Origin of the sequence: Mycobacterium conspicuum (genome assembly GCF_010730195.1) — a bacterium.
In the GTDB taxonomy this organism is placed as follows: domain Bacteria; phylum Actinomycetota; class Actinomycetes; order Mycobacteriales; family Mycobacteriaceae; genus Mycobacterium; species Mycobacterium conspicuum.
The window spans coordinates 336,368-360,887 of sequence record NZ_AP022613.1 but is presented as its reverse complement, the minus strand read 5'-3'; the positions used below and the strand labels follow the sequence as shown (position 1 = coordinate 360,887).

The following is a 24,520-nucleotide window of genomic DNA, read 5'->3' as shown; positions in this document are numbered from 1 at the left end:
AGGCCCGCGGCCTCGTTGGTGGGCTTATTCGCGGGGCTGAAATCGGGCTGAGTGGTAGTCATGCGGACTTCACAATGCAGAAGGTTTCGGCGTTCACTCCGTTGACCGACCTTTCGTCCTTGACTACGTCGTTCACGATGATTCGGCAGCCGATTTGGTCACCTTCGGTCTGTGCGACGACGTTGACGCTCACCGACGGCAGCGTCGTGATGACCGACAGCGTCCAGGGCAGCGACACATTGTCCACTCGCTGAGGCTGCGCGTGAATATCCAGATAGTTGATGTTGGCGGTGGCGCCGTTCCCGTACACCTCGTAGACCACGTGCTTGGGATTGAAGGGTTTGATCTCGTCGACGCCGCCGCTGCTGATCGCATGGTTTTCGTTCGTCCCGAAAATGCTGCGCAGCCGCGTGACCACAAACCCCGCCACCAAAATCACGGCCACGATGACCAAGAGGATCCACCCCTTTTTCACCGCGTTGACGACTGCAGCCTTGGCCATCGAATCACCTCCCACTTAGCGGCGTGTAGATAGACGCCCAGTTGCTTGCATAAGAAGACACGCGAAAACGCCCGCCGCCGTGGTCATCCCACCATTTGCTTTGGTGCGCTAAGCACCTTAGCGGCATCCGCGCGGCCGCGCACAACACGGTCGTCACTTCGCACCGTCTTCGGGCCCGGGTGATCCGGAATTGAGACCAACACAGGTGGCGGTCAGCACGCGCGTGAGCGCCGACGCGAAGTCGATATTCCATTCGGGCGGAAGGGCTTCCGGCTCCTTGGCGTACACGTCCGACAGCCGCTCCGGGGGGTTGGCGATGTGCCAGAAAGCGGCGGCCAACGAATACGCGGCAATCAAAATGTCGAAGGCGCCCGAGCGTCCGGGCGCGGGCAGCACACGCTCGATGGCGTCGGCCAGTTCGGTCGCGGCGGCGGAAATGGTCAACCTGATCTCGACCACTCTCTCGGGCTCCACCTCATGCTCGAGGTGCAGGTGAAGGTTGGCCAGCAGATCACAAAACAACGGATCGGCAACCAGCGAGGTGGCCAATATCTCGGCGACCCGCTCCGGCGACATTTCCTGCCCGTCGGGTCCGTCCAATTCCTTGCACACAGTGGCCGACCACCGCACCCAGCCTTCGGCGGCGAGGTGCAGCAGCACCTCCTTGTGGGACGTGAAATAGCGGCGCACCGCGGAGTAGTGAATTCCAGCGCGGCCGGCGACGGCGGTCAGCGTCACCGACGCGACCCCGGTCTCGACTGCGAGTGAGCGCGCGGCCTCGACGAGCGCCGCCGCACGTCGGCGCTTGTTTTCTTCCGTGCGGGCACGCTGAAACGTCAGGGGCGGCACCGGCTGAGGATAACGCACATCATGTGATTTGTATAACGCACGGCATGTGATTTGAGAGCAAACCCAAGGGGTCCGTTACGCACGTGATATGCGTTACACTCCAGGCGGTTGAGGACCGCCACGCCATGATTTACTTAGGCAAGGCTTAGTTGCGCCAAAGCCACGCGGTCGGCGCAGCGAACCGTCCGCGAAAAGGAAATGCCGACCGGGTAAGGGGATCTGAGATTTTCAAGGTGCTGTCGCGGACCTGGATTCCACTGATCATTTTGGCGGTGGTGGTCGCCGCGGGGTTCGCCGTCTACCGGGTCCACGGCTATTTCGGCTCGGAAAAGCGCCCCTCCTATGCCGACAGCAACCTGGAGAGCGCGAAGCCCTACAACCCGAAACAGATCAGCTACGAAGTCTTCGGCCCACCCGGAACAGTCGCCGACATCAGCTACTTCGACGTCAACGCCGATCCGCAACGCGTCGATGGAGCGTCGTTGCCGTGGTCGTTGCACGTCACCACCGACAAGGCCGCGGTGATGGGAAGCCTTATGGCGCAAGGGAATAGCGACAGCATCGGCTGCCGCATCGTAGTGGACGGCGAGGTCAAGGCGGAAAAAATCTCCAACGAGGTCCATGCCTTCACCTTCTGCATGGTGAAGTCGGCGTGAGTACCAGACTCGACGGCCTCAACGCCGAAAAGCATGCCGAACGGCCCTTGATCGCACGGATGCTGCACGTCTTCTCCGTGCCAATCATCTTGTTCTGGTTGGCAATTGCCGTCATCGTCAGTGTGTTCGTTCCCTCGCTGGAAGAGGTAGGCCAGGAGCGGTCGGTCACGTTGAGCCCCGGGGACGCCCCATCGGTGATCGCGCTGAAACACATCGGCCACGCCTTCAACGAGGGAACGACCGACAGTGTGGCGATGATCGTGCTGGAAAGCGACAAGCCCTTGGGCGACGACGCGCACCGGTTCTACGACACCATGATTCGCAGGCTGCGCGAAGACAAGACGCACGTGCTCAGCATTCAAGACTTCTGGGGCGACCCGCTCACGGCGGCGGGCGCGCAAAGCAACGACGCCAAGGCCGCAACCGTCCAGGTGAATCTCGCCGGTAACCAAGGAGAGCAGCTGGCCAGCGAGTCCGTCGAGGCGGTCCGCAAGATCGTGGACAGCACGCCGGCGCCGCCGGGGGTCAAGGCGTATGTCACCGGGGCGTCGGCGCTGACCGCGGATTTGCACAAAAGCGGCGACAAATCCATGGTCAAGATCACCGCCACCACGATCCTGGTGATCCTGGTCATGCTGCTATTTGTCTATCGGTCCGTGACCACCGTGCTGCTGCTGCTGCTGACGGTGGGTTTCGAGCTGGTGATCGCCCGCGGAGCCGTCGCGGCAATCGGGCATTTCGGGCTCATCGGACTTTCCACCTTCGCCGTCAGCCTGCTCACCTCGCTGGCCATCGCCGCGGGGACGGACTACGGCATCTTCATCATCGGTCGCTACCAGGAAGCCCGCCACACCGGTGAGGACAAGGAAACGGCCTTCTACACCATGTATCGCGGGACGGCCCACGTCATCCTGGGCTCCGGCCTGACGATCGCCGGGGCAACGTTCTGTCTGAGTTTCGCGCGCAGTCCCTACTTCAAGACCCTGGGCATCCCGTGCGCGGTGGGCATGGTGACCGCGGTCTTGGTCGCCCTCACGCTGGGGCCGGCGGTTTTGACCGTGGCCGGACGCTTCGGGGTGTTCGACCCCAAGCGGAAATTGAGCGTGCGGGGCTGGCGGCGGATCGGCACCGCGGTAGTGCGCTGGCCGCTGCCCATTCTCGCCGTGAGCTCCGCGGTGGCCCTCGTCGGCCTACTCACACTGCCCGGCTACAAGCCCAGCTACGACGACCGGGCGTACCTGCCTAAAGATATTCCGGCCAATCAGGGCTTCGCGGCCGCCGATCGGCACTTTTCGCAGGCCCGCATGAAGCCGGAGATCTTGATGATCGAAGCCAACCACGACATGCGTAACCCGACGGACTTTTTGGTCTTGGACAAACTCGCCAAGGGCATCTTCCGGGTTCCGGGGATTTCGCGGGTGCAGGCGATCACCCGGCCCGACGGAACCACGATGGACCACACGTCGATCCCGTTTCAGATGAGCATGCAAAACGCCGGGCAGATGCTGACCATGAAATACCAGCGCGACCGGATGAACGACATGCTCGCCCAGGCCGACGAGATGAGCAAGACGATCGCCACCATGCAGCGGATGTACTCCTTGATGCAGCAACTCGACGCGGTCACCCACCACATGGTCGGGGACACGATCGAGATGCAACAAATCACGTCCGAGCTACGCGATGACATCGCGAACTTCGAAGACATGTGGCGTCCCATTCGCAGCTACTTCTATTGGGAGAAACACTGTTTCGACATTCCGATCTGCTTTTCGTTACGGTCGGTTTTCGACACGATCGACGGTGTCGACAAGATCGACGACAAACTCAACACCCTGGTGAGTGACATCAAGCAGCTCGACACGCTATTGCCGCAGATGCTCTCCCAGTTCCCGCCGATGATCGACACCATGGTGAACATGCGCACGATGATGCTCACGATGCACAGCACCATGTCGGGCATCTTCGATCAGATGGACGAGATGAGCGACAACGCGACGGCCATGGGTCACGCTTTCGACGCGTCGAAGAACGACGATTCGTTCTACCTGCCGCCAGAGGTCTTCAAGAACGCGGACTTCAAACGCGCCATGAAGAGTTTCCTGTCCCCGGACGGGCACGCGGCGCGCTTCATCATCTTGCATCGCGGCGATCCCGCATCGGCCGAGGGGATCGCGAGCATCAACGCGATCCGCACCGCGGCCGAAGAGTCCACCAAGGGAACACCTTTGGAGGACTCGAAGTTTTACCTGGCCGGAACCGGCGCGGTGTTCAAGGACATCTCCGAGGGCGCGAAATGGGATCTGGTGATCGCCGGAATCTCTTCGCTGGCCCTGATTTTCATCATCATGCTGATCCTGACCCGCGCGTTGATCGCTGCCGCGGTCATCGTGGGCACGGTGGCGATTTCCCTGGGCGCCTCCTTCGGGCTCTCGGTGTTGTTCTGGCAGCACATTCTCGGTATCCCCTTGCACTGGATGGTCATTGCGATGTCGGTCATCGTGCTGTTGGCCGTGGGATCCGACTACAACCTGCTACTGGTGTCCCGGTTCAAACAGGAAATACACGCCGGGCTCAACACCGGGATCATCCGATCCATGGGTGGCACCGGCAAGGTGGTCACCAACGCGGGCTTGATATTTGCGGCCACCATGGCGTCCATGGTCGTCAGTGACGTTCGCATGGTCGGACAGGTAGGCACCACGATCGGGTTGGGCCTGCTGTTCGACACGTTGATTGTCCGTGCCTTCATGACACCGTCCGTCGCCGCGATCCTGGGGCGCTGGTTCTGGTGGCCGATGCGGGTGCGTTCAAGGCCCGCCCGGGTACCGCAAGCACCGATCGAACGCCAGGCGGACCATGCTTTCGCCTACAGCGACTAACTGGCTTGTCCGGCGCTATTGGGTGCCGTGAATGCTCTGCAGCGACGACACGTTGTCGGCCTCGGTGGCCGCGTAAGAGTGGGCGGCGGCTCTTAGGGTCTGAACGCACTGATCATGAAAGGCCTCCGCTTGGGCGCTGAGCGCCCGATAGACCTGGGCGTGTTCGCCAAGTAGCGCCGCAATCGCCGCAGACACCGAGTCGGCGCCAGCCGGCAACACGCCAGTGGTCTGGGCCGCCGCGGCCGCATTCGCCGACACGATCGCCGACCCGATGCTAGCCAGATCCCCTGCTGCCGCCGTCACCAGCTGCGGCGTCGCAATTAGGAATGACATTGGGTAATCGTCACCGTCTCACGCGGCGGCGGTCCCAGTAGTGCGCTACTGCACTCTGGCCCAGCTCGGGCGCTGTGTTACTTAAGGCACCGCTCCACCCAGATGCGCTGCTGTTACGAATGACGGTTATGCAGACCATTGCGCTGATCGGGTTCCTCGGCGGCCTGATCACCGGCATCTCGCCGTGCATCCTGCCGGTGCTTCCCGTGGTGTTCTTCTCCGGTGCCGGAGACGGGTCCAGGGCACGGCCATATATGGTGATCGCCGGCCTGGTCTGCAGCTTCAGCGTGGTCACCCTGGCCGGCTCGGCGCTGTTGTCGGCGCTGCATCTGCCGCAGGACGCGATCCGGTGGGCCGCGCTGGTGATCTTGACGCTGATCGGTCTCGGATTGATCTTCCCGCCGCTGATGCATCTGCTGGAACGGCCGTTCGCGCGCATCCCCCAGCGGCTAAGTGTCAGCGGCACAAGAGGTTTCGGGCTCGGACTGACGTTGGGCGCGCTCTACGTGCCGTGTGCGGGACCCGTGCTGGCCGCGATTGTGGTCGCCGGCGGTACCGGGTCCATCGGCCTGCCGACGCTGGTGTTGACCGCGACGTTCGCCGTTGGTGCCGCCTTGCCGCTACTGGCTTTCGCACTGGCCGGCCAACGCATCTCGGCATTCCGTCGCCGCCAGCGCGCGATTCAGATCGCCGGCGGGATCACGATGATCGTGCTGGCCGTGGCGCTGGTGTTCAATCTTCCCGCGGTGCTGCAGCGCGCCGTCCCGGACTACACAGCGGCAATGCAGAAAGGGATTGGCGCCACTGATGTCCAGCGCAAGCTGAACCGGGGCGGCATGCCGAAGGGTCAACTGGCCGACTGCACAGAAGGTTTCGCCCGGCTGCAGCAGTGCGGACCGGCGCCCGCCATCGTCGGGATCACCCAGTGGCTCAACACCCCGGGCGGCAAACCGATCGACCTCGCGTCGTTGCGCGGCAAGGTGGTGCTGATCGACTTCTGGGCGTACTCGTGCATCAACTGCCAGCGCGCCATCCCCCACGTCGTCGACTGGTACAACCGCTATCGGAGCGACGGCTTCGTTGCCATCGGCGTGCACACTCCCGAGTACGCGTTCGAACATGTTCCCGCCAATGTGGCCAGCGGCGCCGCGGCGTTGCACATCGACTATCCCGTAGCGATCGACAACGACTACAAGACCTGGAACAACTACCAGAACCTGTACTGGCCGGCCGAGTACCTGATCGACGCCGACGGCTCCGTTCGGCACACCAAGTTTGGCGAGGGCGACTACGACGGCACCGAGAGGCTGATCCGCGACCTGCTCACGGACGCGAACGCGGGCGCCCGGCTGCCCGCTCCGTCGAACAAGGCCGACACCACACCACAGACCAGGCTCACCCCGGAGACCTACCTAAGCCCCGACCGCGCATCGAACTACGCCGGCACGGGCGATCACTACAAAGCCGGCGACGGGACATTCACCTACCCGCCACAGTTACCCGACGACCGGTTCGCGCTGCGCGGCCGCTGGACCTTGGACAACCAGGGCGCCACCGCCGACAGTGACGACGACGCGATTGCGCTGAATTACTCGGCGCACGCCGTCTATATCGTCGTCGGAGGTACCGGCACGCTCACAGTGACACGAGACGGGAAGACCATCACCACGCCGATCAGCGGGCCCCCGACCCTGCACCAAATCGTGGGCGACGAGCCGGACACCGCGCACCGCGATCGGCTCGACGTGCAGGTTAGCAAAGGCCTGCAAGTGTTTTCGTTCACGTTCGGGTAGGCCGGCCACAACCGTCCGCTCGATCGATGGCTCCGAATACCAAGGTGTGGAGCAGCCGGGGGCTAGGCTACCGATCCATGACCGCGACGCCAGAGCCGAGCGGCGACCTGGCGGCCCTGCTGCGCCGGGTCGCACGTGGCGATCGCGCGGCCTTCGGCGCGTTCTACGACCAGACCAGTCCCCGGGTCTACGGACTGGTGGTTCGGGTGTTGCGTGATGCCGGCTATAGCGAGGAAACCACCCAGGAGGTCTATCTCGAAGTGTGGCGCAGCGCATCGGGATACGACCCCGCCAAAGGGTCTGCGCTGGCCTGGCTGCTGACCATGGCGCATCGGCGCGCCGTCGACCGGGTGCGCGCCGAGCAGGCCGCCACCCGCCGCGAATCTCGTTACGGCGCAGCCAATATCGATCCGGCAAGCGGCCCCTCCGGCGACACCGTAGCCGACTCGGCGATCGCCGGCGACGAGCGCCGGCGGGTGCTCGCCTGCCTCGAGGCGCTGACGGCCGCCCAGCGGGAATGCATCGACCTCGCCTACTACGGCGGCCTGACCTATGCCGAGGTGTCGCAGCGGTTGGCCACCAACCTGTCGACTATCAAGTCGCGCATGCGCGATGCGCTGCGCGGCCTGCGTAACTGCCTGGACGTGTCATGACCGAACCCACCGACTTCGAGCTGCTCGAGCTGGCCACACCGTATGCCCTGCATGCGATGTCAGACGCGGAGCGGGCCGAGCTCGACCGGCGGCTCGCCGGCGCACCCGCACCGGTCGCGGCGGCCTTCGCCGACGAAGTTCGCGGCGTACGTGAGGCGATGGCGGTCGTGTCGGCGGCGACTGCGGCCGCGCCTCCCGAGCACCTGCGAGCGGCGACGCTTGCCTCGACTGGGCCCGCTCGTAGTAGTCAGTCACGTTGGCGCACAGCAGCTTTGGCCTCCGCGGCGGCGGCGGTGGTGGTGGGTGCCGCAGCGTTCGGCGTCGGGGTGCTGATGCGGCCGCACCCCACACAGACGATGGCCGAGCAGATCATGACCGCCCCGGACGTGCGGACGGTGTCCCGCCCGCTCGCCAACGGGACGGCGACGGTGATGTTCTCCCGCGACCGCAACGCGGGCGTGCTGGTGATGAACAACGTGCCGCCGCCCGCCCCGGGCACCGTCTATCAGATGTGGCTGATCGGGTCCAACGGTCCGACGTCGGCGGGCACGATGGGCACCGCGGCCGTGACGCCGTCGACGACGCACATGTTCAACGACCTCGGCCACTCAAAGGCACTGGCGTTCACCGTCGAACCCGGCACCGGGTCGCCGCAGCCGACCAGCACGATCTTGGCCGAACTGCCCCTGAGCTGAGCTACCGGTGGGCCCGCCCTTACCGCTTGGAACCCAAGACGGCGCCCGTTATCGCGACCAACACACCGAATCCGGCGAATACCACGCCTGCGATCAACGTCAGGTTCAGCCAGAAATGCATGCCGGCCTCAGCGTGGCGGATCATCACGTCGGCGATCTGGCGGATGTCGCCGGTGGTGTCATTGAGCGCCCCGGCCAGGTAGCGGCCGCCGACCTCGATCCCCACCCAGCCCGCCGCGCCCACCAGCAGGGCTGACACGCCCAGGCTGGTCAACGCCTTGCCCCGGCGCCGCGCCACGACAAGCGTCAGCAAGCCGAAGAAACCGCTGACGACCGCCGCACCCAGGCTCACCCAGGGACCCCAATCGGCGACGCGGCTCAGCTGCCCCTGGCGCACCGACTGGCCGGGCAGCGACACGGTCAGCGGGACCGTCAGCGTCGCGGGAACTTTCACGTTGTGGCTGCTCAGCACCTGCTCAAATGCACTGTCTTTCAGCATCGGCGCCAGGTCGATCACCCATGCGTCGCCCGAGCTCGCCGCAGAGAACAGATAGCGGTGTGCCGCCCGGTTCGCGTCGGCGAACAGCGGCGGGAACGACGGTCCGGCCGTGAACGCGGCGGCGATCTCGTGCACCTGCGCACTCTCGACCGGGTGCTTGCCTCCCCCGTGCGCACTGATCAGTGCCATCGCCCGGGTGGAGAGTTCGGCCGCCGCGGCGGACTGCAGGGCCGGGTCGCCCGCGGCCTTGCGGGCAAACGCGGCGTAGCCATCCTCGTCGACGATGTTCAGTTGCGCCCAGCCGGCCGGGACCGCCACCGCCAACGCAACGGTCGTGACCAGCCACAGCAGGACCGTCAGCGCGAATCGCATCTAGGGTGCGATGCCCCGCAGATACGCGGCCTGACCCAGGTGCTGTGCGCAGTCGTCGATGATGCTCACGATCCGCGCACTGGCGGTGACCGGCGGATCCCAGTTGGTGTCGACGACGCGGGCGAGCTCGTCGGCCGTTACGCCCGCGACGTAGTCGAGGGTGAACTGGTGCACCGCGTGGTAGTAGCCGGACAACAGGTCGGCCGGGGCCCGCACCTTGGCCACCTCTTCGGGGCCGTGACCGTAGCCGGTGTCGCGGCGCGCTAGATCCAGCCCGAAGCGGTCCACCCAGCCGTCGCGGGTCCACACCTCCTCGACGCCGGCCACGTGGGCCAGCTGGATGTCCTGCACCCGGGCGCTGTGCCAGATCAGCCAGGCGATGCTGTTGGCCTCGGGCGTCGGGCGGTAATTGGACGTTTCGTCGGTCAGCCCGTCGGTGAGCTCGTCGACGTGCTCGATCAGCCTGGTGAACGAATCCCGAAGCAGCTCTCGGGCTCCGGCAGCATGGGCGTCTAACATAGTCGCGACCCTACGCGGTATGACGGACGGCCTCGACGTTCGCGGTCAGCGGACCGTGTTCGTTTTCTATGAAGCTCATATGGATCGTTGGTAAGCGTCATGCGATAGGCATACTCTGAGGACTATGTCCTATATCAATAGTTGCGGTTAGGTAAGGGTTCCGACGCGGTGACAGTATTCCCTCGGGACCATCTGGCCAGGGCGACAGCATGATTCGGCGTTTCATTTTCGCCGGCGATCGCGCGCAGTAATGCCGGGTAGGCGGCGAGCGATGATTTCACGCGAGGGGGAGCCGGTGTTGATACGCGGTCCGGTCCTCGGTTCGGTGAAGCTGCAATACGCCTACGAGGTCCGCACCACGCCGCTAACCATTGATGCCCGGGGTCGAGACTGGTTTGGGTATTTCAACTCGCAGCTAAAGGGGCCGCACCTTTCCGCACAGCACGACGGAATGAAAACAATCACCGTGGAATGCTGGCCCGACGACGAGCCCCAATGGATCGAAAAGGTCGACGCGGCCATTCAGTACGCCAACGAAAAGCTGCGCCATTAAGCCGCGCAGGGTGCTAGCGAACCCGCACCGGGGTGCATAGCCTGGCTGTATCGCGTGTGTTCATCTACGCGCGAGCTGTCTGGCCCGGCATTTTTGTGGGAGATTACTTAGATGACCTACGACCTCCTCATCCGTAATGGCACCATCGTCGACGGGCTGGGGGGTGAACCGTACGTCGGCGACGTCGCCGTCAAAGACGGCGTCATCGCGGCGGTGGGGCAGGTGAACGGCGACACCGCCACCCGGGAGATCGACGCCACCGGACTGCTGGTCACCCCCGGTTTCGTCGACCTGCACACCCACTACGACGGCCAGGCCATCTGGTCGGAGCGCCTGACGCCGTCGTCGGCGCACGGGGTCACCACAGTGGTGGTGGGCAACTGTGGGGTCGGTTTCGCCCCGTGCCGTCAAGAAGACCACGACGTGCTGGTCGACGTGATGGCCGGCGTCGAGGACATTCCCGGCGTCGTGATGACCGACGGGCTGCCGTGGACCTGGGAGACCTTCCCCGAGTACATGGACGCGCTGGACGCGGGCAAACGTGACATCGACGTAGCCGCCTACCTGCCGCACTCGCCGCTGCGGGTCTACGTGATGGGCCAGCGGGGGGTCGACCGCGAGCCGGCGACGCCCGAAGACCTCGCCAAAATGCGGGAACTGGCCAAGGAAGCGATAGAGATCGGTGCTCTCGGTTTTGCCTCGTCGCGGTTGACGATCCACAAGACCGAGAGCGGCTCGCCAATCCCCAGCTACGAGGCCGCCCGCGAGGAGATCGAGGAGATCGCCCGCGGCGTCGTCGACGGCGGCGGCGGGCTGCTCCAGTTTGTGCCCGACATCCCCTCCGGCGGCTACGAGCCCGTGCTGCAGACGGTGTTCGACGTCGCCGAGGATGTCGGGCTGCCGCTCACCTTCACCCTGGTCGTAGCAAACGCCGGCGACCCGACCTGGCCGGACGCCATCACCATGATCGAGAAGGCCAACGCGGCGGGAGGGGACGTCACCGCGCAGCTGCTACCGCGACCGATCGGCCTGATCATCGGGCTGCAGCTGTCGGCCAACCCGTTCGTGCTCTACCCCAGTTACCGGGAGATCGCGAACCTCCCACTGGCCGAGCGCGTTGCGGAGATGCGCAAACCCGAGGTCCGCGCCCGCATCCTGGCCGACAAGCCCGGTCATGGTCACCCGATCCTGTACGTGGCCCAGATGTGGGACTGGATCTTCCCGCTGGGCGACAACCCGAACTACGAGCCGAACCCGGCCGACAGCATCGGGGCCCGGGCCCGAGCCAAGGGCGTCGACCCGATGGAGGAGGCCTACGACCGGCTGCTGGACGACGACGGGAAGGCCATGCTGTTGGTCGCCACCAGCAACCTCGAGGGAAACTCGCTGGACACCGTCGGCAAGCTGCTGCACCGCGACGACGTGGTGCTGGGCCTCGGCGACGGCGGCGCGCACTACGGCATGATTTGCGACGCCAGCTACTCGACGTACTTCCTGGCGCACTGGGCTCGCGACCGGAAATCCGGCCGGTTTACCGTGCCCGAAGCGGTCCGCGAACTCACCACCGTCCCCGCGCGCATCGCCGGGCTGGCCGACCGCGGGCGCATCGCCGTGGGCTACAAGGCCGACCTCAACGTCATCGACCACGCCGCATTGCGCCTGCACAAACCGGTAATCAGCTACGACCTGCCCGCTGGCGGACGTCGCCTGGACCAGACGGCGGACGGCTACGTCGCCACCGTGGTTTCGGGCCAGGTAATCGCCGAGAACGGGGTGCCGACCGACGCCCGTCCCGGGAAGTTGGTCCGCGGCCGTCAAAACGCTCCCCAACCCGCCTGAAACGCACACAATCGCGGGCCTTGCCCGGTAGTTTTGAATGGTGACAAACCCGCACTTCGCGTGGTTGCCGCCTGAGATCAATTCGGCACTGATGTTCGCCGGTCCCGGCTCGGGACCGCTGCTGGCTGCGGCCGCGGCCTGGAACGAACTCGCCGCCGAATTGGCGTCTTCGGCGGATTCCTTCAGGTCTGTCACATCTGACCTGGCCAGCGGTTCCTGGCTGGGCCCGACGTCGGCGGCAATGATGGCCGTCGCGTCGCAGTACTCGACGTTTCTCATCGGGGCCGCCGCGCAGGCGGAAGAGGCCGCCAGCCAGGCGGGCGCCGCCGCGGCCGCGTTCGAATCGGCGCTGGCGGCCACCGTGCAGCCCGCGGTGGTCGCGGCCAACCGGGCCTTGATGCGGGTGCTGGCAAACACCAACTTCTTGGGGCAGAACGCTCCGGCGATCGCGGACATCGAGGGCGCATACGAACAGATGTGGGCCCTGGACGTCTCGGCGATGGCCGGTTACCACTTCGATGCCTCCGCGGCGGCCGAGCGTCTGGCGCCCTGGCGGCAGATCCTGCACGCCATCGGCTCCAACAGCGCCCAGAGCCACGGGAGCAGCCCCCCGCCCAGGCATCACCACAAACACGTCGGCCTGTTCTCGAGTGTTGCCGCCTCCAGCCTGAGCAACGAGATCGCCGGCGCACTCTTCGGCAACGGTTCCAACGACAACAATTCGAACATGGGTTCCGGCGGTCCCGGCAGCCAAAGTTCGGGCAGCGGAACCAGCGGCAACAACTTCGGCTTCGGCATCCTCGGTAAAGGGAACTTCGGCTTCGGCAGCGGCGGGGATATCGGGTCCCCACTCACCGGCGATCACCAGGTCGGCTTCGGTAACTTCAACTCCGCCAGCGGAATCCTCGGCCCCGGAACCCCGGGAACCGGAAACATCGGCATGCCCAGCCCGGCCGCCGCCACCGGCGCGGCCAGCGGCGCCGTCACCGCCACCCCATTGGCAGCCGGGGTGCCGACAACAACCGGCTTGGCGGTACCGCCGCCCGCCCCGGCCGTCACCGTGCTCAGTCCCGGCAGCTTTACGGGCGGTATGAACGCGGCAAACCTCGGCTCGAGCGTGATCGGCCCGTCGATCGCCAATGCGGCCTTCAACCCGGGCTTCGCCGCCCCCGACGTGATGTCCGCGGCCCCGGTAAGCCAGGTCTTTGCCGGTGCTCCCGCCGCCAGCGCAAGCACGCCAACCTACGACGTGGGCACGCCGAACCCGGCGGTCACGGCGTCCAGCGGTCAGAACGCGACCACCCCGCTCCTTCGTACCGCGGCCCCGACGGGCCTCTTCGGCTCGAGCGGTGGCGACGCGGGGGCGCGGAACACCGCCACCGGTGACGCAGCCGGCGACGGCATCCCGACCTCGGACTTCTACCGCAGCGATCGCAACCCCGTCCCCGACCTGGCTCTGATCCGGCCGGGCTCGTCGGACTAGCGCCTATCCTCGGACGCATGGGCGCCAAGACCGCGAAGAAGGTAGACCTGCGGCGACTGGCCGCCGCTCTCGACGACTTTCCGTTCGCCTACCTGATCACGGTCGACGAGGACTATCGCGTACACACCGTGACGGTCGAACCGACGCTGCGTGAGGCGATCCTCGACATCGGGCTTATCGGCGGGCGCACCCGAAAGAACCTGACCCAGCACTCCGACGTGACGTTGCTGTGGCCCCCACGCGAGCCGGGGGGCTACTCGCTGATCGTCGACGGCAGGGCTCAGGCCTCCGATGCCTCCGACGCCAACGAGGAGACCGCGCGGCTTGAGGTGGTTCCCACCCGCGCGCTGCTGCATCGCGAGGCGGACTCCCCCGCCACCGCCAAGGGCTGCCTCCACGATTGCGTGGTGTTCTCCCTACCCGCCTGAGGCCGTACAGTCTCATCCGTGAGCCGCGTCGCACCGCTCGCTCCGCCCTGGAGCGAAGAAGATGCCACGAGCATCAACAGCTGGGGTCACCCAGACCGCACCTACGAGCCGCTGCTGCTGGTGCGCTGCCTGCAGCGCCACCCGGCGCTGGCCGGGCGGCTGCGCAAGCTCGGCGAATCCCTCTACGTCGCAGCGCTTTTGCCGCCGCGGACGCGCACGATAGCGATCCTTCGCATCTGCGCGCTCCTGGGCTGCGAATACGAGTGGGGCGGGCAGGCCGCGTTCTGGGGCCCGATCGCGGGCGTCAGCGACGACGAATGCGACGCCCTGGTGACCGCCGGCAAGGATGCGCCCGCCGACCCGCGGTGGAGCCCCGCGGAACGGACGCTGATCGAAGCGGTGGACGAACTCGAGCGCACCGGTTCGTGGTCGGAGGCGACCTGGGCGGCGCTGGGCCAGTCGCTGGATGACGAGCAGCGCATCGAATTGCTCACCGCCGTCGGCTGGTACCGCACGATCTGCACGCTGTGCAATGCGCTGGCGCTGCCGGTGGAGGGCTGGATGCGGCCCTGGCCGCTACCTCGCTGACGCGTCCCTTCGAAGGCCCGGATGCTGGTTCTTCAGCAGCGGCAGCAGCAGCCGTCGCGGCATGAACTGAAATAGCCGGGTACTGATCTGACTCGGCAGCCCGGGGATCACGTTGCCGCGGTCGTGCTCGAGCGCATCGACGCCGGCGCGCGCCACCTGCCGCGACGGCATCCACAGGAACTTCGGGAACGCGTCGGCGAACTCCCGTTCGTCCATGCCCGCGCTCTTGAGGAACTCGGTGCGCACCGGGCCCGGGTTCAGCAACGCGACGGTGACGCCGGTGCCGGCGAGTTCGCCGCGCAGCCCTTCGGTGTAGGTCTTGACGAATGCTTTGGTGGCGGCGTAGCCGACCTGCCCCGGGAAGGGGTGGTAGCCCGCGGTGGATCCGACGTTGAGGATCGCGCCGCGCCCGCGCGGCACCATCTGTTGGACCGCGCGGGTGGTCAGGTCGATGACGGCCTCCACGTTCACCCGCACCTGAGCGATCTCGTCGTCGACGGGCGTCTTGGTCACCGAGCCGATGGTGCCGATGCCGGCGTTGTTGACCAGGATGTCAGCGGTCAACCCGCGCCGGTCGACCTCGTCGAATATTGCGGCGCGGGCGGCGGAATCCGTGATGTCGCAGGCGATTACCTCGACACGGGTGCCACTGCGGGCGAGTTCCTCGGCCAGCTCGCGTAGCCGGTCTTCGCGGCGGGCGACGAGCGTGACGCCGTGGCCGCGGTCGGCCAATTCGCGGGCGATGTCGGAGCCGATGCCCGACGATGCGCCCGTGACGACGGCGGTGCTGGACGGTGAAGGAGTCGGAAGGGCCACGCGTAAAAGCTACCCGTCGCCCCAATCAGGGCTCACACCCAAAGCCCTGAGTTCACCCAGCCACCCGGCGCCGTTGAGGGTGAATCGTGGGCGTTGAGTGTGAAGCCTGGGCGGAAAAATCGCGGATTTCGCCGCCCTACGCTCACACCCAAAGCCCTGTGTTCACACTGAACGCGCGCCCAGCCACCCGGCGCCGTTGAGTGTGAATCGTGGGCGTTGAGTGTGAAGCCTGGGCGGAAAAATCGCGAATCTACCGCCCTACGCTCACACCCAAAGCCCTGAGTTCACACCGAACGCGCTCAACTCGCGCGCTGCCCCCGCCCAGCCCGGCTTTCACGCTCGGCGAGGGGGCCAGTAGCACGCGCGCCGCCGTATCCTCGCGTCATGAGCGTGAAAGTGGACCTCGACCAACTGGCCGAAGCGCTGGCCGACTTCACGTTCGCCTACCTCGTCACGGTCGACGACGGCCATCGCGCCCATGCGGTCGCCGTCGAGCCGGTGCTCAGCGACGGTGTCATCGACGTCGGCACCGTCGGCGACAGCACGCGGCGCAACCTGGCGCAGCACGACGGCGTCATGCTCGTCTGGCCGCCGCGCGAGCGTAGCGGCTACACGCTGATCGTCGACGGTCGCGGCGAGCCGACCGACACCGCCGTGCAGGTCGTGCCCGACCGCGCTGTCTTGCACCGTCGGGCGGCCCCGGGCGCGGTCACCAAACCCGGATGCAAGGACGACTGCCTGCGGCTCGAGGCGTGAACACATGAAAAAGCCCGGCTCCCAACAGGGAACCGGGCTTTTTCGTTAGGACCGTGAACTCAGAAGTCCATACCGCCCATGCCGCCGGTCGGGTCGCCCACCGGGGCGGCCGCCTTCTCCGGCTTGTCGGCGACAACGGCCTCGGTCGTCAGGAACAGGCCCGCGATGGACGCCGCGTTCTGCAGCGCCGAACGGGTCACCTTGACCGGGTCGGCAACGCCAGCCTTCAGCAGGTCCTCGTACTCGCCGCTGGCCGCGTTCAGGCCGGTGCCGGCCTTCGAGTTGCGGACCTTCTCGGCGACAACGCCGGGCTCCAGCCCGGAGTTGAAGGCGATCTGCTTCAGCGGGGCCTCGAGCGCCACGCGGACGATGTTCGCGCCGGTGGCCTCGTCGCCCGTGAGCTTGAGCTCCTCGAGGGCCGGGGCCGACTGCAGCAGGGCCACGCCGCCACCGGCGACGATGCCCTCCTCCACGGCGGCCTTGGCGTTGCGGACCGCGTCCTCGATGCGGTGCTTGCGCTCCTTGAGCTCCACCTCGGTGGCAGCCCCGGCCTTGATCACCGCAACACCGCCGGCCAGCTTGGCCAGGCGCTCCTGCAGCTTCTCGCGGTCGTAGTCGGAGTCGCTGTTCTCGATCTCGGCGCGGATCTGGGACACCCGCCCGGCGATGGCGTCCGGGTCACCGGCGCCCTCGACGATGGTGGTCTCGTCCTTGGTGATGACGACCTTGCGGGCTTTGCCCAGCAGCGAGACGTCGGCGTTCTCCAGGGTCAGGCCGACCTCTTCGCTGATGACCTGACCACCGGTGAGGATGGCCATGTCCTGCAGCATCGCCTTGCGTCGGTCACCGAAGCCGGGGGCCTTGACGGCCACCGACTTGAAGGTGCCGCGGATCTTGTTGACGACCAGGGTGCTCAAAGCCTCACCCTCGACGTCCTCGGCGATGATCAGCAGCGGCTTGCCGGCCTGGATGACCTTCTCCAGCAGCGGCAGCAGGTCCTTGACCGTCGACACCTTGGAGCTGACCAGCAGGATGTAGGGGTCCTCCAGGACGGCTTCCTGACGCTCGGCGTCGGTGACGAAGTAGCCCGAGATGTAGCCCTTGTCGAACCGCATGCCCTCGGTGAGCTCGAGCTGCAGGCCGAAGGTGTTCGACTCCTCGACGGTGATGACACCCTCGTTGCCGACCTTGTCCATCGCCTCGGCGATCAAGTCGCCGATCGACTGGTCGCCCGCGGAGATGGCCGCGGTGGCAGCGATCTGCTCCTTGGTCTCCACGTCCTTGGCCGACTTGAGCAGGGTCTCGGTGACCTTCTCGACGGCCTTCTCGATGCCGCGCTTGAGGCCCAGCGGGTTGGCGCCGGCCGCGACGTTGCGCAGGCCCTCCTTGACGAGCGCCTGGGCCAGCACCGTAGCCGTCGTCGTGCCGTCACCGGCGACGTCGTCGGTCTTCTTGGCGACCTCCTTGACCAGCTCGGCGCCGATCTTCTCGTACGGGTCCTCCAGCTCGATCTCCTTGGCGATGGACACGCCATCGTTGGTGATCGTGGGGGCACCCCACTTCTTCTCCAGGACGACGTTGCGGCCCTTGGGACCCAACGTCACCCGTACCGCGTCGGCGAGGCTGTTCAGGCCCCGCTCGAGGCCGCGGCGGGCCTCTTCGTCGTACGCAATTTGCTTGGCCATTGCGAAGTGATTCCTCCGGATTGGGGATGACACGTTCTGGCCGGGTGCAGTGCCCGCGACGGACGGCTGTGGGTGTCTTCCGCTTGCGCGGCCCTGGCCTCACCGTCCCGACCTAGCACTCGCCGGTCGCGAGTGCCAACGTCATTCTTAGCACTCGCCTATGTCGAGTGCAAGAAATCACGGCAGGTCGAGCAGCTGTTCGTAGAAACCGCCGAACCCGCGGACACGATCCACCAGGTGGACCTCCAGGATCCAGTGGCACAGACGGCCGGCGGGGTCCCTTCGCCGCATCGGCTTGTCCGATCCGGGCATGATGTACCACTGGACACCAGCGCCGGCGATCTTCTTGTGCGGGAACTCCCCGACCAGGTGCCCGGCGATCTTGCTGCCCCACTCGAGGCCCTCGGCGTGGGCCACACCGACGACGTGATCGAACAACTGGGCTCCGGTGATGTCGGGGTGACGGCCGAAATGCTCGCGGCCGGCCTGCCACACCCGTGGCAGCGCGTCGCGGACGGCCTTCTTGTGCGGGTTTTCGCCGAGAACGAACGTGCGGCCGAAGTCGGCCTCCCATTCCTCGAACACCGGCCCCAGATCGAGGAACACGATGTCGTCGGCGGCGATCTGCCGGTCGGGCGGATGCTCCTGGAACGGGTGCAGCGTGTTCTCGCCGGCCCGCACGATCCGGCGATGCCAATGTCGGGTCACACCAAGCATCTCTGCGGCCAGGTCGCGGATCTCGTCGGACAGCTGCTTTTCTCCGACCCCTGGGCGGATCATGGCGCGCCGCTCGATTTCGCTGAAGAGTTGCTCCGCCTTGTCCTGGGCGTCGAGCAGCCGTGCCACTCGCGTCTCTTCGGTGGGCTCCACCTTCGTGATGCTAACTGGCAGGCTGGATGATGTGTCCCTCGTCGTGCCGCCCTACCCACCGGCCCGCTATACCGCCGACGAGCCCGAAGTGAGCGCCTGGCTCAAGCGCGCCGATGCTCCCCCGGACTACCAATCCCCCGCCGGGGTCAGCTACCACTATTTGGCGAACCAGCAGGCAACCGATGGCGATTACGGCTTGTACCGGGTCGACATCGCTCCCGCCGGGGGTGGGCCGGGGCCACACTTCCACCGCGCCATGTCCGAAGCGTTCTTTGTGCTGTCCGGGACGATGCGGCTCTACGACGGCACCGACTGGGTCGACGGCCATCAGGGCGACTTCCTCTATGTCCCGCCCGGCGGCGTGCACGGTTTCCGCAACGAGGTCGAGGAGCCGGCGTCAATCTTGATGCTTTTCGCCCCCGGGGCGCCCCGCGAGGCCTACTTCGAGGGTTTCGGCGCGCTGGCCGACATGACCGACGACGAGCGGCGCGAGTGGTTCGTCCGCCACGACAACTATTGGGTCTGAGCGCTTAAGTCCCCACTGACGTAGCGCTGCAGGTTGGGCGCGATCGCGGCGACGGCCTCGGCATCGGTCATGGACGCGATGGGCTCGATTTTCCAGACGTAGCGCATCAGCGCGAACCCCATCATCTGGGATGAGACGAGACCACTGCGCACCAAGCGGTCCCGCTCGTCGCTGCCCAATTCAGACACCCCCATCAGGCTTCCTTCCACCACGCGCCGCAGCTTTTCGCGGGTGGAGGGCTCCTGCGCCGCGGTCTGCAGGATGGCGCGCAGGGTCGGCCCGATCTCGTCGTCGGCCCAGCTGGCCAACAGCAACGTGATCAGCGCCGCGCCGAGCCTGTCGAGGGGCGTTTTCCAGATCTCGGCGACGTTCTCCAGCCATTTCTGCGGCGGGTTGGTCGCCGCGTCCAGCAGCCCTTCCTTCGATCCGAAGTAGTGGTAGACCAGCGCGGGGTCGACGTCGGCGGTTCGCGCGACGGCCCGGATCGTGGTTCCGGCCCACCCGTGCTCGGCAAATTCGGCACGAGCGGCGGCAACGATTCGCGCCGATAGCACGCCGCGTTCATCGCGCGGACCAGGAGTTACCGCTCGCTTCACCATGAGTTTCACTCTAGCGTGAATTTCCTCTTGCGCTGAGACTTTCTTCAACGTACCGTGAAACTTGTTCGGAGTTTCAACGAAGCGTGAAAATGAGGAGAGCAGCCATGTCCACGTCACCAAACCCCGAGGTCCTGGTTGTCGGCGCGGGACCGGTCGGCCTGGTCGCGGCCGCCGAACTCGCCCGCCGCGGTGTCCGCGTGCGGCTGATCGACAAGCTCGCGCAACCGACCGACCAGTCCCGCGCGATCGTGGTGCACGCCCGCAGCCTGGACATGCTCGACCGGATCGGCATCGTCGACGAGATGGTCGGCACCGGCATCAAGGCCATCGCGATGCAGCTCTACGCGGGACGCCGCAAGCTGTTCCGCGTCCCCCTCGGTGGCGTCGACAGCGCATTCCCGTTCACGTTGACCACGGCGCAGACCGAGACCGAGCGCGTGCTGGGCGATCACCTGCAGTCGCTGGGCGTCACCGTCGAACGTGGTGTCGAGCTGGTCGCGCTGACCCAGGACGACGACGACGTACACGCCACCCTGCGGCATGAGGACGGGTTGACCGAGCTGGTCACCGCCCCCTGGGTGATCGGGGCCGACGGCGCGCACAGCGCGGTCCGAAAGCTGGTCGGCGCCAAGCTCGCCGGCTCGTTCGCCGGAGAACGCTTCCTACTCGCCGACGTCGACGCCGAGCACAGCCTGGACATGGACAGCATGCACACGTTCTTCGCTCCGGACGGCCCGGTGGTGGTGCTGCCGATGGCCGAGGGACGGATGCGGTTTCTGGCCTCGGAGACCGGTGCTGGGCGCGACGCGCCCCAGCCGACCCAAGAGGAGCTGCAGCGGATCCTCGACCACCGGATCGGCGGCATTCGGGTGGTGCACTCGCACTGGTTGACCAGCTTCGAGGTCCGGCACGCACGCGTGCCGGCCTACCGCTGGGGTCGGGTGTTTTTGGCCGGCGATGCCGCGCACATCCACAGCCCGGCCGGCGGTCAGGGCATGAACACCGGCATGCAGGATGCGTTCAATTTGGCCTGGAAGCTGGCGATGGTGATCGACGGCCAAGCCGGCCAGACACTTCTCGACAGCTATGAGGCCGAGCGAATCCCGGTCGCCGACAGCGTCATTGCGTTCACCGATCGGCTCACCCGGGGCGGCACGCTGTCCGGCGTGCCGCGCCGGATCCGCGACCTGGTGATTCGGCTGCTGTCGCACGTCCCAGCCGCTCGGCGCTTCATGGCCGAGACCGTCGAGGAGGTCAACGTCGCCTACCGCACCAGCCCGCTAGCCGTGGGCCGCAGCCCTCGACACGCCAAAGTGGCTGCCGGCGAACATGTTCCGCATGTTGTCGACGCTGAGGTGCAGAAGCAGCTCGCCGCCGTGTGCGGGGTGCAGAATACCGGCCACGTAGTGCTCACCATCGCGCCCGGGCACACTGCCCCGGCTGCGGGCGACGGTGAAGTCCAGGTGCTCGTGACGGCGCACGACGCCCAGGTCGCCGGCTACGACACCGTCATCGCTGACCCGAAACAGCTTGTGGCACAACGATTCGGACTCAAGAATGGTGGGCGGGTCGTGATCCGCCCGGATGGCTACATCGGGGCCGTCGCCGCCCTGGACGACACCACGACCGTCGTCGACTACTTCGCCAAGGTTAGGAGCTGAACACCGTGTATACCTACGAGATCGCCACCGCGGACATGTTTACCGACCGCACCGGCCAATTCGAGAAGTTCGGTATCCCGCTCGCGGACATAGAACGGGTACGGGCCGTCACCACCGATATGTGGGCGGACGCTCCGGGCGGCTGGGTGTACGAATGGTCAAAGCTCGCCGAGGAATACGCCGAACGCGGCGATCACTACCTGGCCTCCCTGGTCTACGGTTGCGCAAAGTTCCCCTGCCTGACCGACCCAGCGCGTGAGCGGGCCATGGAACGCCAGTTGGAGCAATTCGAGTTGGCGGCCAAGGACTTTCCGGTCGCCTTCGAGCGGCGCATCGTCACCGTGCCGTACCGCGACGGCTCGGTCGAGGTCGCCGTGCACCTGTATTCCACCAACGGCGATTTCGCGGCCCGCCCGGTGTTGATCGCCAGTGGCGGCGTGGACACCTGGAAGATGGACATCCACCCGTGGTGGGTCGGGTTCACCATGGGCACCGGGATGACCACGCTGGCCTTCGACCACCCCGGCACCGGTGAGACGGCGATCCCGCTCGACGCGCACGCCGACGAGGTGATCCGCGGGCTCGCCGACTACGCCCGGACCCTCGGCGACGGCAGGGTCGGCCACTTCGGCGCCTCGTTCGGCGGAAACTTCGCCGCGATGTCGGGGCTGGCCGGCATCGTCGACGCCGCCGTCGAACTCGGCGGCCCGGTCGATCGCGCCTTCGAATCGGACAATGTCCGCAACCTGCCCTACGGCATGCACGACATCCTCGGCAATGCGATGCACTGGGATCATTCGCCCACCCTTACCGAGCTGAGCGCGGGGTTAGAAGACCTTAACCGCCGGAGTTTGCTTGCTCAGCAACGTAATTCGGCGATGCTGGTCGTCAACGGCGGCGATGATTACTTCGTCCCGCAGTCGGACACCCTGGTGTTCGAGGGCCGGCCGAATACCGAGGTGCACCTCATCGAGGGCACCGGGCACGTCGCGATGAGCAAAGCGGGTGAGGTGGTGCCGATGGTCATCGGCTGGCTGCGCAGCCAGTTCGCTCAGGAAAGCGTGTAGTCGCCGGCAACCATGCTGCGGGTGCGTTCGAAGAATTGTCTTCCGCTGTAAGGCAATTGGGTGACCACCTTGCCGCTGGGGTGCCGAAAATAGTTCTTGCAGGCGAGCCAGACCTTGCCCTGCATCGCGGCCTGAATCTCTTCGTTGTAGCGCCGCTGCGCCTCGGCCGTCACCTCCACGGTGCGGGCTCCGCTGGTGCCCATCACGCCGAGGATGTGGCGGATGAAGGTCGTCTGCGCCTCGTGGATGTAGATGATCGAATTGACCCCATTCGTGTTGGGGCCGTAGAGCATAAAGAAATTCGGATACCCGCTGACCAGCGTGCCCAGGTACGCCTCCGCCCCGTCGGCCCAGTCGTCGCGAAGTCGACGGCCGCCGGTCCCGTACACGTCGATGCTGGACAGATAGTCGGCGGCGGTGAACCCGGTGCCGTAGATGACGGTGTCGAAGTGGTGTTCGACGCCGTCGACGGTGCGCACTCCTTTCTCGGTCAACTCGGCGATGGCGGTCGTTTCCAGCTTGACGTGCGGCAAGGCAAACGTGGGATACCACTCCCGCGACATCAGCGGCCGCTTGCACCCGGCCGGATAGTCCGGCGTCAGCTTGGCCCTCAGCTCCGGGTCGGCCACCTTGCGCATCAGGTAACTGCGCGCCAGTTCGGTCGCATCGCGGGTCTGTTGGTCGTCGACGTCGAAGCTGGCCGACTCGTAGGCATCGAAGGCCTCGTCGCGCAACTTCTGCGCGGCACCGGGATCGCGCTCGAACAGCTCGTGCTGTTCAGGGGTGAAGGGGAAGTCGAATCGCGGCGCGATCCAGATCGGGGTGCGCTGAAAGACCGTGAGCTGCGCGGTTTTTGGGGCGATCGCGGGAACGTACTGGATCGCGCTGGCGCCGGTACCGATGGAGGCCACCCGCTCCCCCGCCGTCGATCTGCTGTGGTCCCAACGCGACGAATGGAATTGCCGGCCCCGAAACCGCTGCGCCCCAGGGATATCCGGGATGTGCGGCACGTCGAGCATGCCGACCGCGCTGACCACGACGTCGAAGTCGTGCTCGTCGCCGTCATCGGTGACCAGGGTCCAGCGACGCGCCTCGTCCGACCACCGCACCGTGCTGACCGCGGTGTTGGCCCGCAAATGTGCGCCGAGCCCATGGTCGGCGGCCACCTTCTCGAGATAGGCCAAGATCTCGGGCTGGTTCGCATACGTCTTGCTCCACCGCGGGTTGAGCGCGAACGAGTACGAGTACAGATGCGACGGGACATCGCAGGCCGCACCCGGAAATGTGTTGTGGCGCCAGGTCCCGCCGAAGCCGTCGGCGCGGTCGAAGATCGTGAAGTCGTATCCGGCCTGGGCCAGCTGAATCCCCATCGCGATGCCGCCGGCGCCCGCGCCGATGACGCCGACCCTGAGGCGCCTCACCCCCATTGCGCGAAGTACGGTCGCTCGGGCCGGCTTTTCTCCACCAGGATGAAGACGACGCCCCACGGATCGACGAACCAACTGGTGCGCACGCGCGCGACGTCCGCGATGCCGCTGACCAGGAAACGCACTCCCTTGGCCTCGAGTTCGGCGCGGGTGGCGTCGAGATCCGCGCAGATCAGCCCGACGTGCGAAAGACCGTGGTCGGTCAGCGCCCGGTCGGCTGCGGCTCCGTCGACGTTGAGGTACTCGATCACTTCGAGGACCCGATCGCCGTCACCCGGCAGTCCGACGATCGCCGCCTTCATGGTGGGATCCGACACCAGCTCGCCCATGTCGTTGCGAATGGCGTTACCCGCCATCACGTATGGCGGCGAGAGCACACTGAGGCCCAACACGTCGCGGTAGAACGCCACTGCGGCCGCGCAGTCCGGAACGCACACCCCGGCGTGGGCCAACCCGGTAATCACGTTCT

At 66.2% G+C, this 24,520-nt stretch carries 25 protein-coding genes; 14 read left to right on the top strand and 11 right to left on the bottom strand.

Translation table 11 applies throughout. From position 1 onward, the window contains the following. Positions 1-58 precede the first annotated feature (58 nt). Together G6N66_RS01690 and G6N66_RS01685 are read right to left on the bottom strand one after the other, a co-directional pair. Complete coding sequence (locus tag G6N66_RS01690; RefSeq protein WP_085235637.1) at positions 59-502, bottom strand: MmpS family transport accessory protein; 444 nt, start codon at positions 500-502, stop codon at positions 59-61. Between the two features lie 153 nt (positions 503-655). Then, complete coding sequence (locus G6N66_RS01685) at positions 656-1,369, bottom strand: TetR family transcriptional regulator (protein ID WP_085235638.1); 714 nt, start codon at positions 1,367-1,369, stop codon at positions 656-658. Positions 1,370-1,584: 215 nt separating this feature from the next. Between G6N66_RS01685 and G6N66_RS01680 the strand changes: the two genes are divergently transcribed. Continuing rightward, the gene (locus tag G6N66_RS01680; RefSeq protein ID WP_085235639.1) at positions 1,585-2,007 is read left to right on the top strand and encodes an MmpS family protein; all 423 of its coding nucleotides are present in this window, start codon (positions 1,585-1,587) and stop codon (positions 2,005-2,007) included. 59 nt (positions 2,008-2,066) lie between these two features. After that, positions 2,067-4,889: an MMPL/RND family transporter gene (locus G6N66_RS01675; protein ID WP_085235718.1), complete on the top strand. Its 2,823-nt coding sequence runs from the start codon at positions 2,067-2,069 to the stop codon at positions 4,887-4,889. Positions 4,890-4,904: 15 nt separating this feature from the next. Here the strand turns inward: G6N66_RS01675 and G6N66_RS01670 are convergent, their stop codons facing one another. Beyond that, positions 4,905-5,222, bottom strand: a complete 318-nt coding sequence (locus tag G6N66_RS01670; protein ID WP_085235640.1) for a PE family protein — start codon at positions 5,220-5,222, stop codon at positions 4,905-4,907. Positions 5,223-5,350: 128 nt separating this feature from the next. On the opposite strand from G6N66_RS01670, the gene G6N66_RS01665 reads away from it, so the two are divergent. The 3 genes from G6N66_RS01665 to G6N66_RS01655 all read left to right on the top strand — a co-directional run bounded on the left by G6N66_RS01665 (position 5,351) and on the right by G6N66_RS01655 (position 8,363). Continuing rightward, positions 5,351-7,015 carry a cytochrome c biogenesis protein DipZ gene (locus G6N66_RS01665; RefSeq protein WP_085235641.1) on the top strand — a complete coding sequence of 555 codons (1,665 nt, stop codon included), beginning with the start codon at positions 5,351-5,353 and terminating at the stop codon, positions 7,013-7,015. A 77-nt stretch (positions 7,016-7,092) separates the two neighbouring features. After that, positions 7,093-7,668, top strand: coding sequence for a sigma-70 family RNA polymerase sigma factor (locus tag G6N66_RS01660; RefSeq protein ID WP_085235642.1), 576 nt, complete (start codon positions 7,093-7,095; stop codon positions 7,666-7,668). Then, the gene (locus G6N66_RS01655; protein WP_085235643.1) at positions 7,665-8,363 is read left to right on the top strand and encodes an anti-sigma factor; all 699 of its coding nucleotides are present in this window, start codon (positions 7,665-7,667) and stop codon (positions 8,361-8,363) included. Before G6N66_RS01660 ends, G6N66_RS01655 begins: the two co-directional genes overlap by 4 nt. Positions 8,364-8,382: 19 nt before the next feature. Here G6N66_RS01655 and G6N66_RS01650 read toward each other — a convergent pair whose 3' ends face one another. Further along, positions 8,383-9,234: a hypothetical protein gene (locus G6N66_RS01650; protein ID WP_085235644.1), complete on the bottom strand. Its 852-nt coding sequence runs from the start codon at positions 9,232-9,234 to the stop codon at positions 8,383-8,385. Then, positions 9,235-9,753: a mycothiol transferase gene (locus G6N66_RS01645; protein ID WP_085235645.1), complete on the bottom strand. Its 519-nt coding sequence runs from the start codon at positions 9,751-9,753 to the stop codon at positions 9,235-9,237. A 271-nt stretch (positions 9,754-10,024) separates the two neighbouring features. Here G6N66_RS01645 and G6N66_RS01640 point away from each other — a divergent pair, with 271 nt between their 5' ends. The 5 genes from G6N66_RS01640 to G6N66_RS01620 all read left to right on the top strand — a co-directional run bounded on the left by G6N66_RS01640 (position 10,025) and on the right by G6N66_RS01620 (position 14,644). Further along, entirely contained in the window at positions 10,025-10,306 is a 282-nt protein-coding gene (locus G6N66_RS01640) for a hypothetical protein (RefSeq protein ID WP_085235646.1), read from the top strand. A 111-nt stretch (positions 10,307-10,417) separates the two neighbouring features. Next, positions 10,418-12,145 (top strand): N-acyl-D-amino-acid deacylase family protein, encoded by a 1,728-nt coding sequence (locus tag G6N66_RS01635; RefSeq protein ID WP_085235647.1) that lies wholly within the window; start codon positions 10,418-10,420, stop codon positions 12,143-12,145. 40 nt (positions 12,146-12,185) lie between these two features. Next, on the top strand, positions 12,186-13,628 hold the full coding sequence (locus G6N66_RS01630) for a PPE family protein (RefSeq protein ID WP_085235719.1): 1,443 nt from the start codon (positions 12,186-12,188) through the stop codon (positions 13,626-13,628). 17 nt (positions 13,629-13,645) lie between these two features. After that, on the top strand, positions 13,646-14,056 hold the full coding sequence (locus G6N66_RS01625; RefSeq protein ID WP_085235648.1) for a hypothetical protein: 411 nt from the start codon (positions 13,646-13,648) through the stop codon (positions 14,054-14,056). A gap of 18 nt (positions 14,057-14,074) precedes the next feature. Then, positions 14,075-14,644, top strand: coding sequence for a carboxymuconolactone decarboxylase family protein (locus G6N66_RS01620; RefSeq protein WP_085235649.1), 570 nt, complete (start codon positions 14,075-14,077; stop codon positions 14,642-14,644). On the opposite strand, the gene G6N66_RS01615 is transcribed toward G6N66_RS01620, so the two are convergent. Next, entirely contained in the window at positions 14,633-15,460 is an 828-nt protein-coding gene (locus G6N66_RS01615) for an SDR family NAD(P)-dependent oxidoreductase (protein ID WP_085235650.1), read from the bottom strand. The two genes, G6N66_RS01620 and G6N66_RS01615, sit on opposite strands and share 12 nt — an antisense overlap. Before the next feature lie 384 nt (positions 15,461-15,844). Between G6N66_RS01615 and G6N66_RS01610 the strand changes: the two genes are divergently transcribed. Beyond that, positions 15,845-16,216 (top strand): pyridoxamine 5'-phosphate oxidase family protein, encoded by a 372-nt coding sequence (locus G6N66_RS01610; RefSeq protein ID WP_085235651.1) that lies wholly within the window; start codon positions 15,845-15,847, stop codon positions 16,214-16,216. A 59-nt stretch (positions 16,217-16,275) separates the two neighbouring features. Here the strand turns inward: G6N66_RS01610 and groL are convergent, their stop codons facing one another. Continuing rightward, entirely contained in the window at positions 16,276-17,901 is a 1,626-nt protein-coding gene (gene groL, locus G6N66_RS01605) for a chaperonin GroEL (protein ID WP_085235652.1), read from the bottom strand. A 177-nt stretch (positions 17,902-18,078) separates the two neighbouring features. Next, entirely contained in the window at positions 18,079-18,771 is a 693-nt protein-coding gene (locus tag G6N66_RS01600) for a M24 family metallopeptidase (RefSeq protein WP_085235653.1), read from the bottom strand. 31 nt (positions 18,772-18,802) lie between these two features. Here G6N66_RS01600 and G6N66_RS01595 point away from each other — a divergent pair, with 31 nt between their 5' ends. Further along, complete coding sequence (locus G6N66_RS01595; RefSeq protein ID WP_085235654.1) at positions 18,803-19,297, top strand: cupin domain-containing protein; 495 nt, start codon at positions 18,803-18,805, stop codon at positions 19,295-19,297. On the opposite strand, the gene G6N66_RS01590 is transcribed toward G6N66_RS01595, so the two are convergent. Continuing rightward, positions 19,285-19,896, bottom strand: a complete 612-nt coding sequence (locus G6N66_RS01590; protein WP_232079180.1) for a TetR/AcrR family transcriptional regulator — start codon at positions 19,894-19,896, stop codon at positions 19,285-19,287. The genes G6N66_RS01595 and G6N66_RS01590 overlap by 13 nt on opposite strands. 104 nt (positions 19,897-20,000) lie before the next feature. Here G6N66_RS01590 and G6N66_RS01585 point away from each other — a divergent pair, with 104 nt between their 5' ends. Both G6N66_RS01585 and G6N66_RS01580 read left to right on the top strand, forming a co-directional pair. Continuing rightward, entirely contained in the window at positions 20,001-21,557 is a 1,557-nt protein-coding gene (locus tag G6N66_RS01585; protein WP_163645761.1) for an FAD-dependent monooxygenase, read from the top strand. Between the two features lie 5 nt (positions 21,558-21,562). Further along, the gene (locus G6N66_RS01580; RefSeq protein WP_085235656.1) at positions 21,563-22,624 is read left to right on the top strand and encodes an alpha/beta hydrolase; all 1,062 of its coding nucleotides are present in this window, start codon (positions 21,563-21,565) and stop codon (positions 22,622-22,624) included. Here the strand turns inward: G6N66_RS01580 and G6N66_RS01575 are convergent. Beyond that, the gene (locus tag G6N66_RS01575) at positions 22,609-24,051 is read right to left on the bottom strand and encodes a flavin-containing monooxygenase (RefSeq protein WP_085235657.1); all 1,443 of its coding nucleotides are present in this window, start codon (positions 24,049-24,051) and stop codon (positions 22,609-22,611) included. The two genes, G6N66_RS01580 and G6N66_RS01575, sit on opposite strands and share 16 nt — an antisense overlap. Continuing rightward, a complete protein-coding gene (locus G6N66_RS01570) occupies positions 24,042-24,515 on the bottom strand; it encodes a VOC family protein (RefSeq protein WP_085235658.1) in 474 nt (157 codons plus the stop codon). Before G6N66_RS01570 ends, G6N66_RS01575 begins: the two co-directional genes overlap by 10 nt. Positions 24,516-24,520 lie beyond the last annotated feature (5 nt).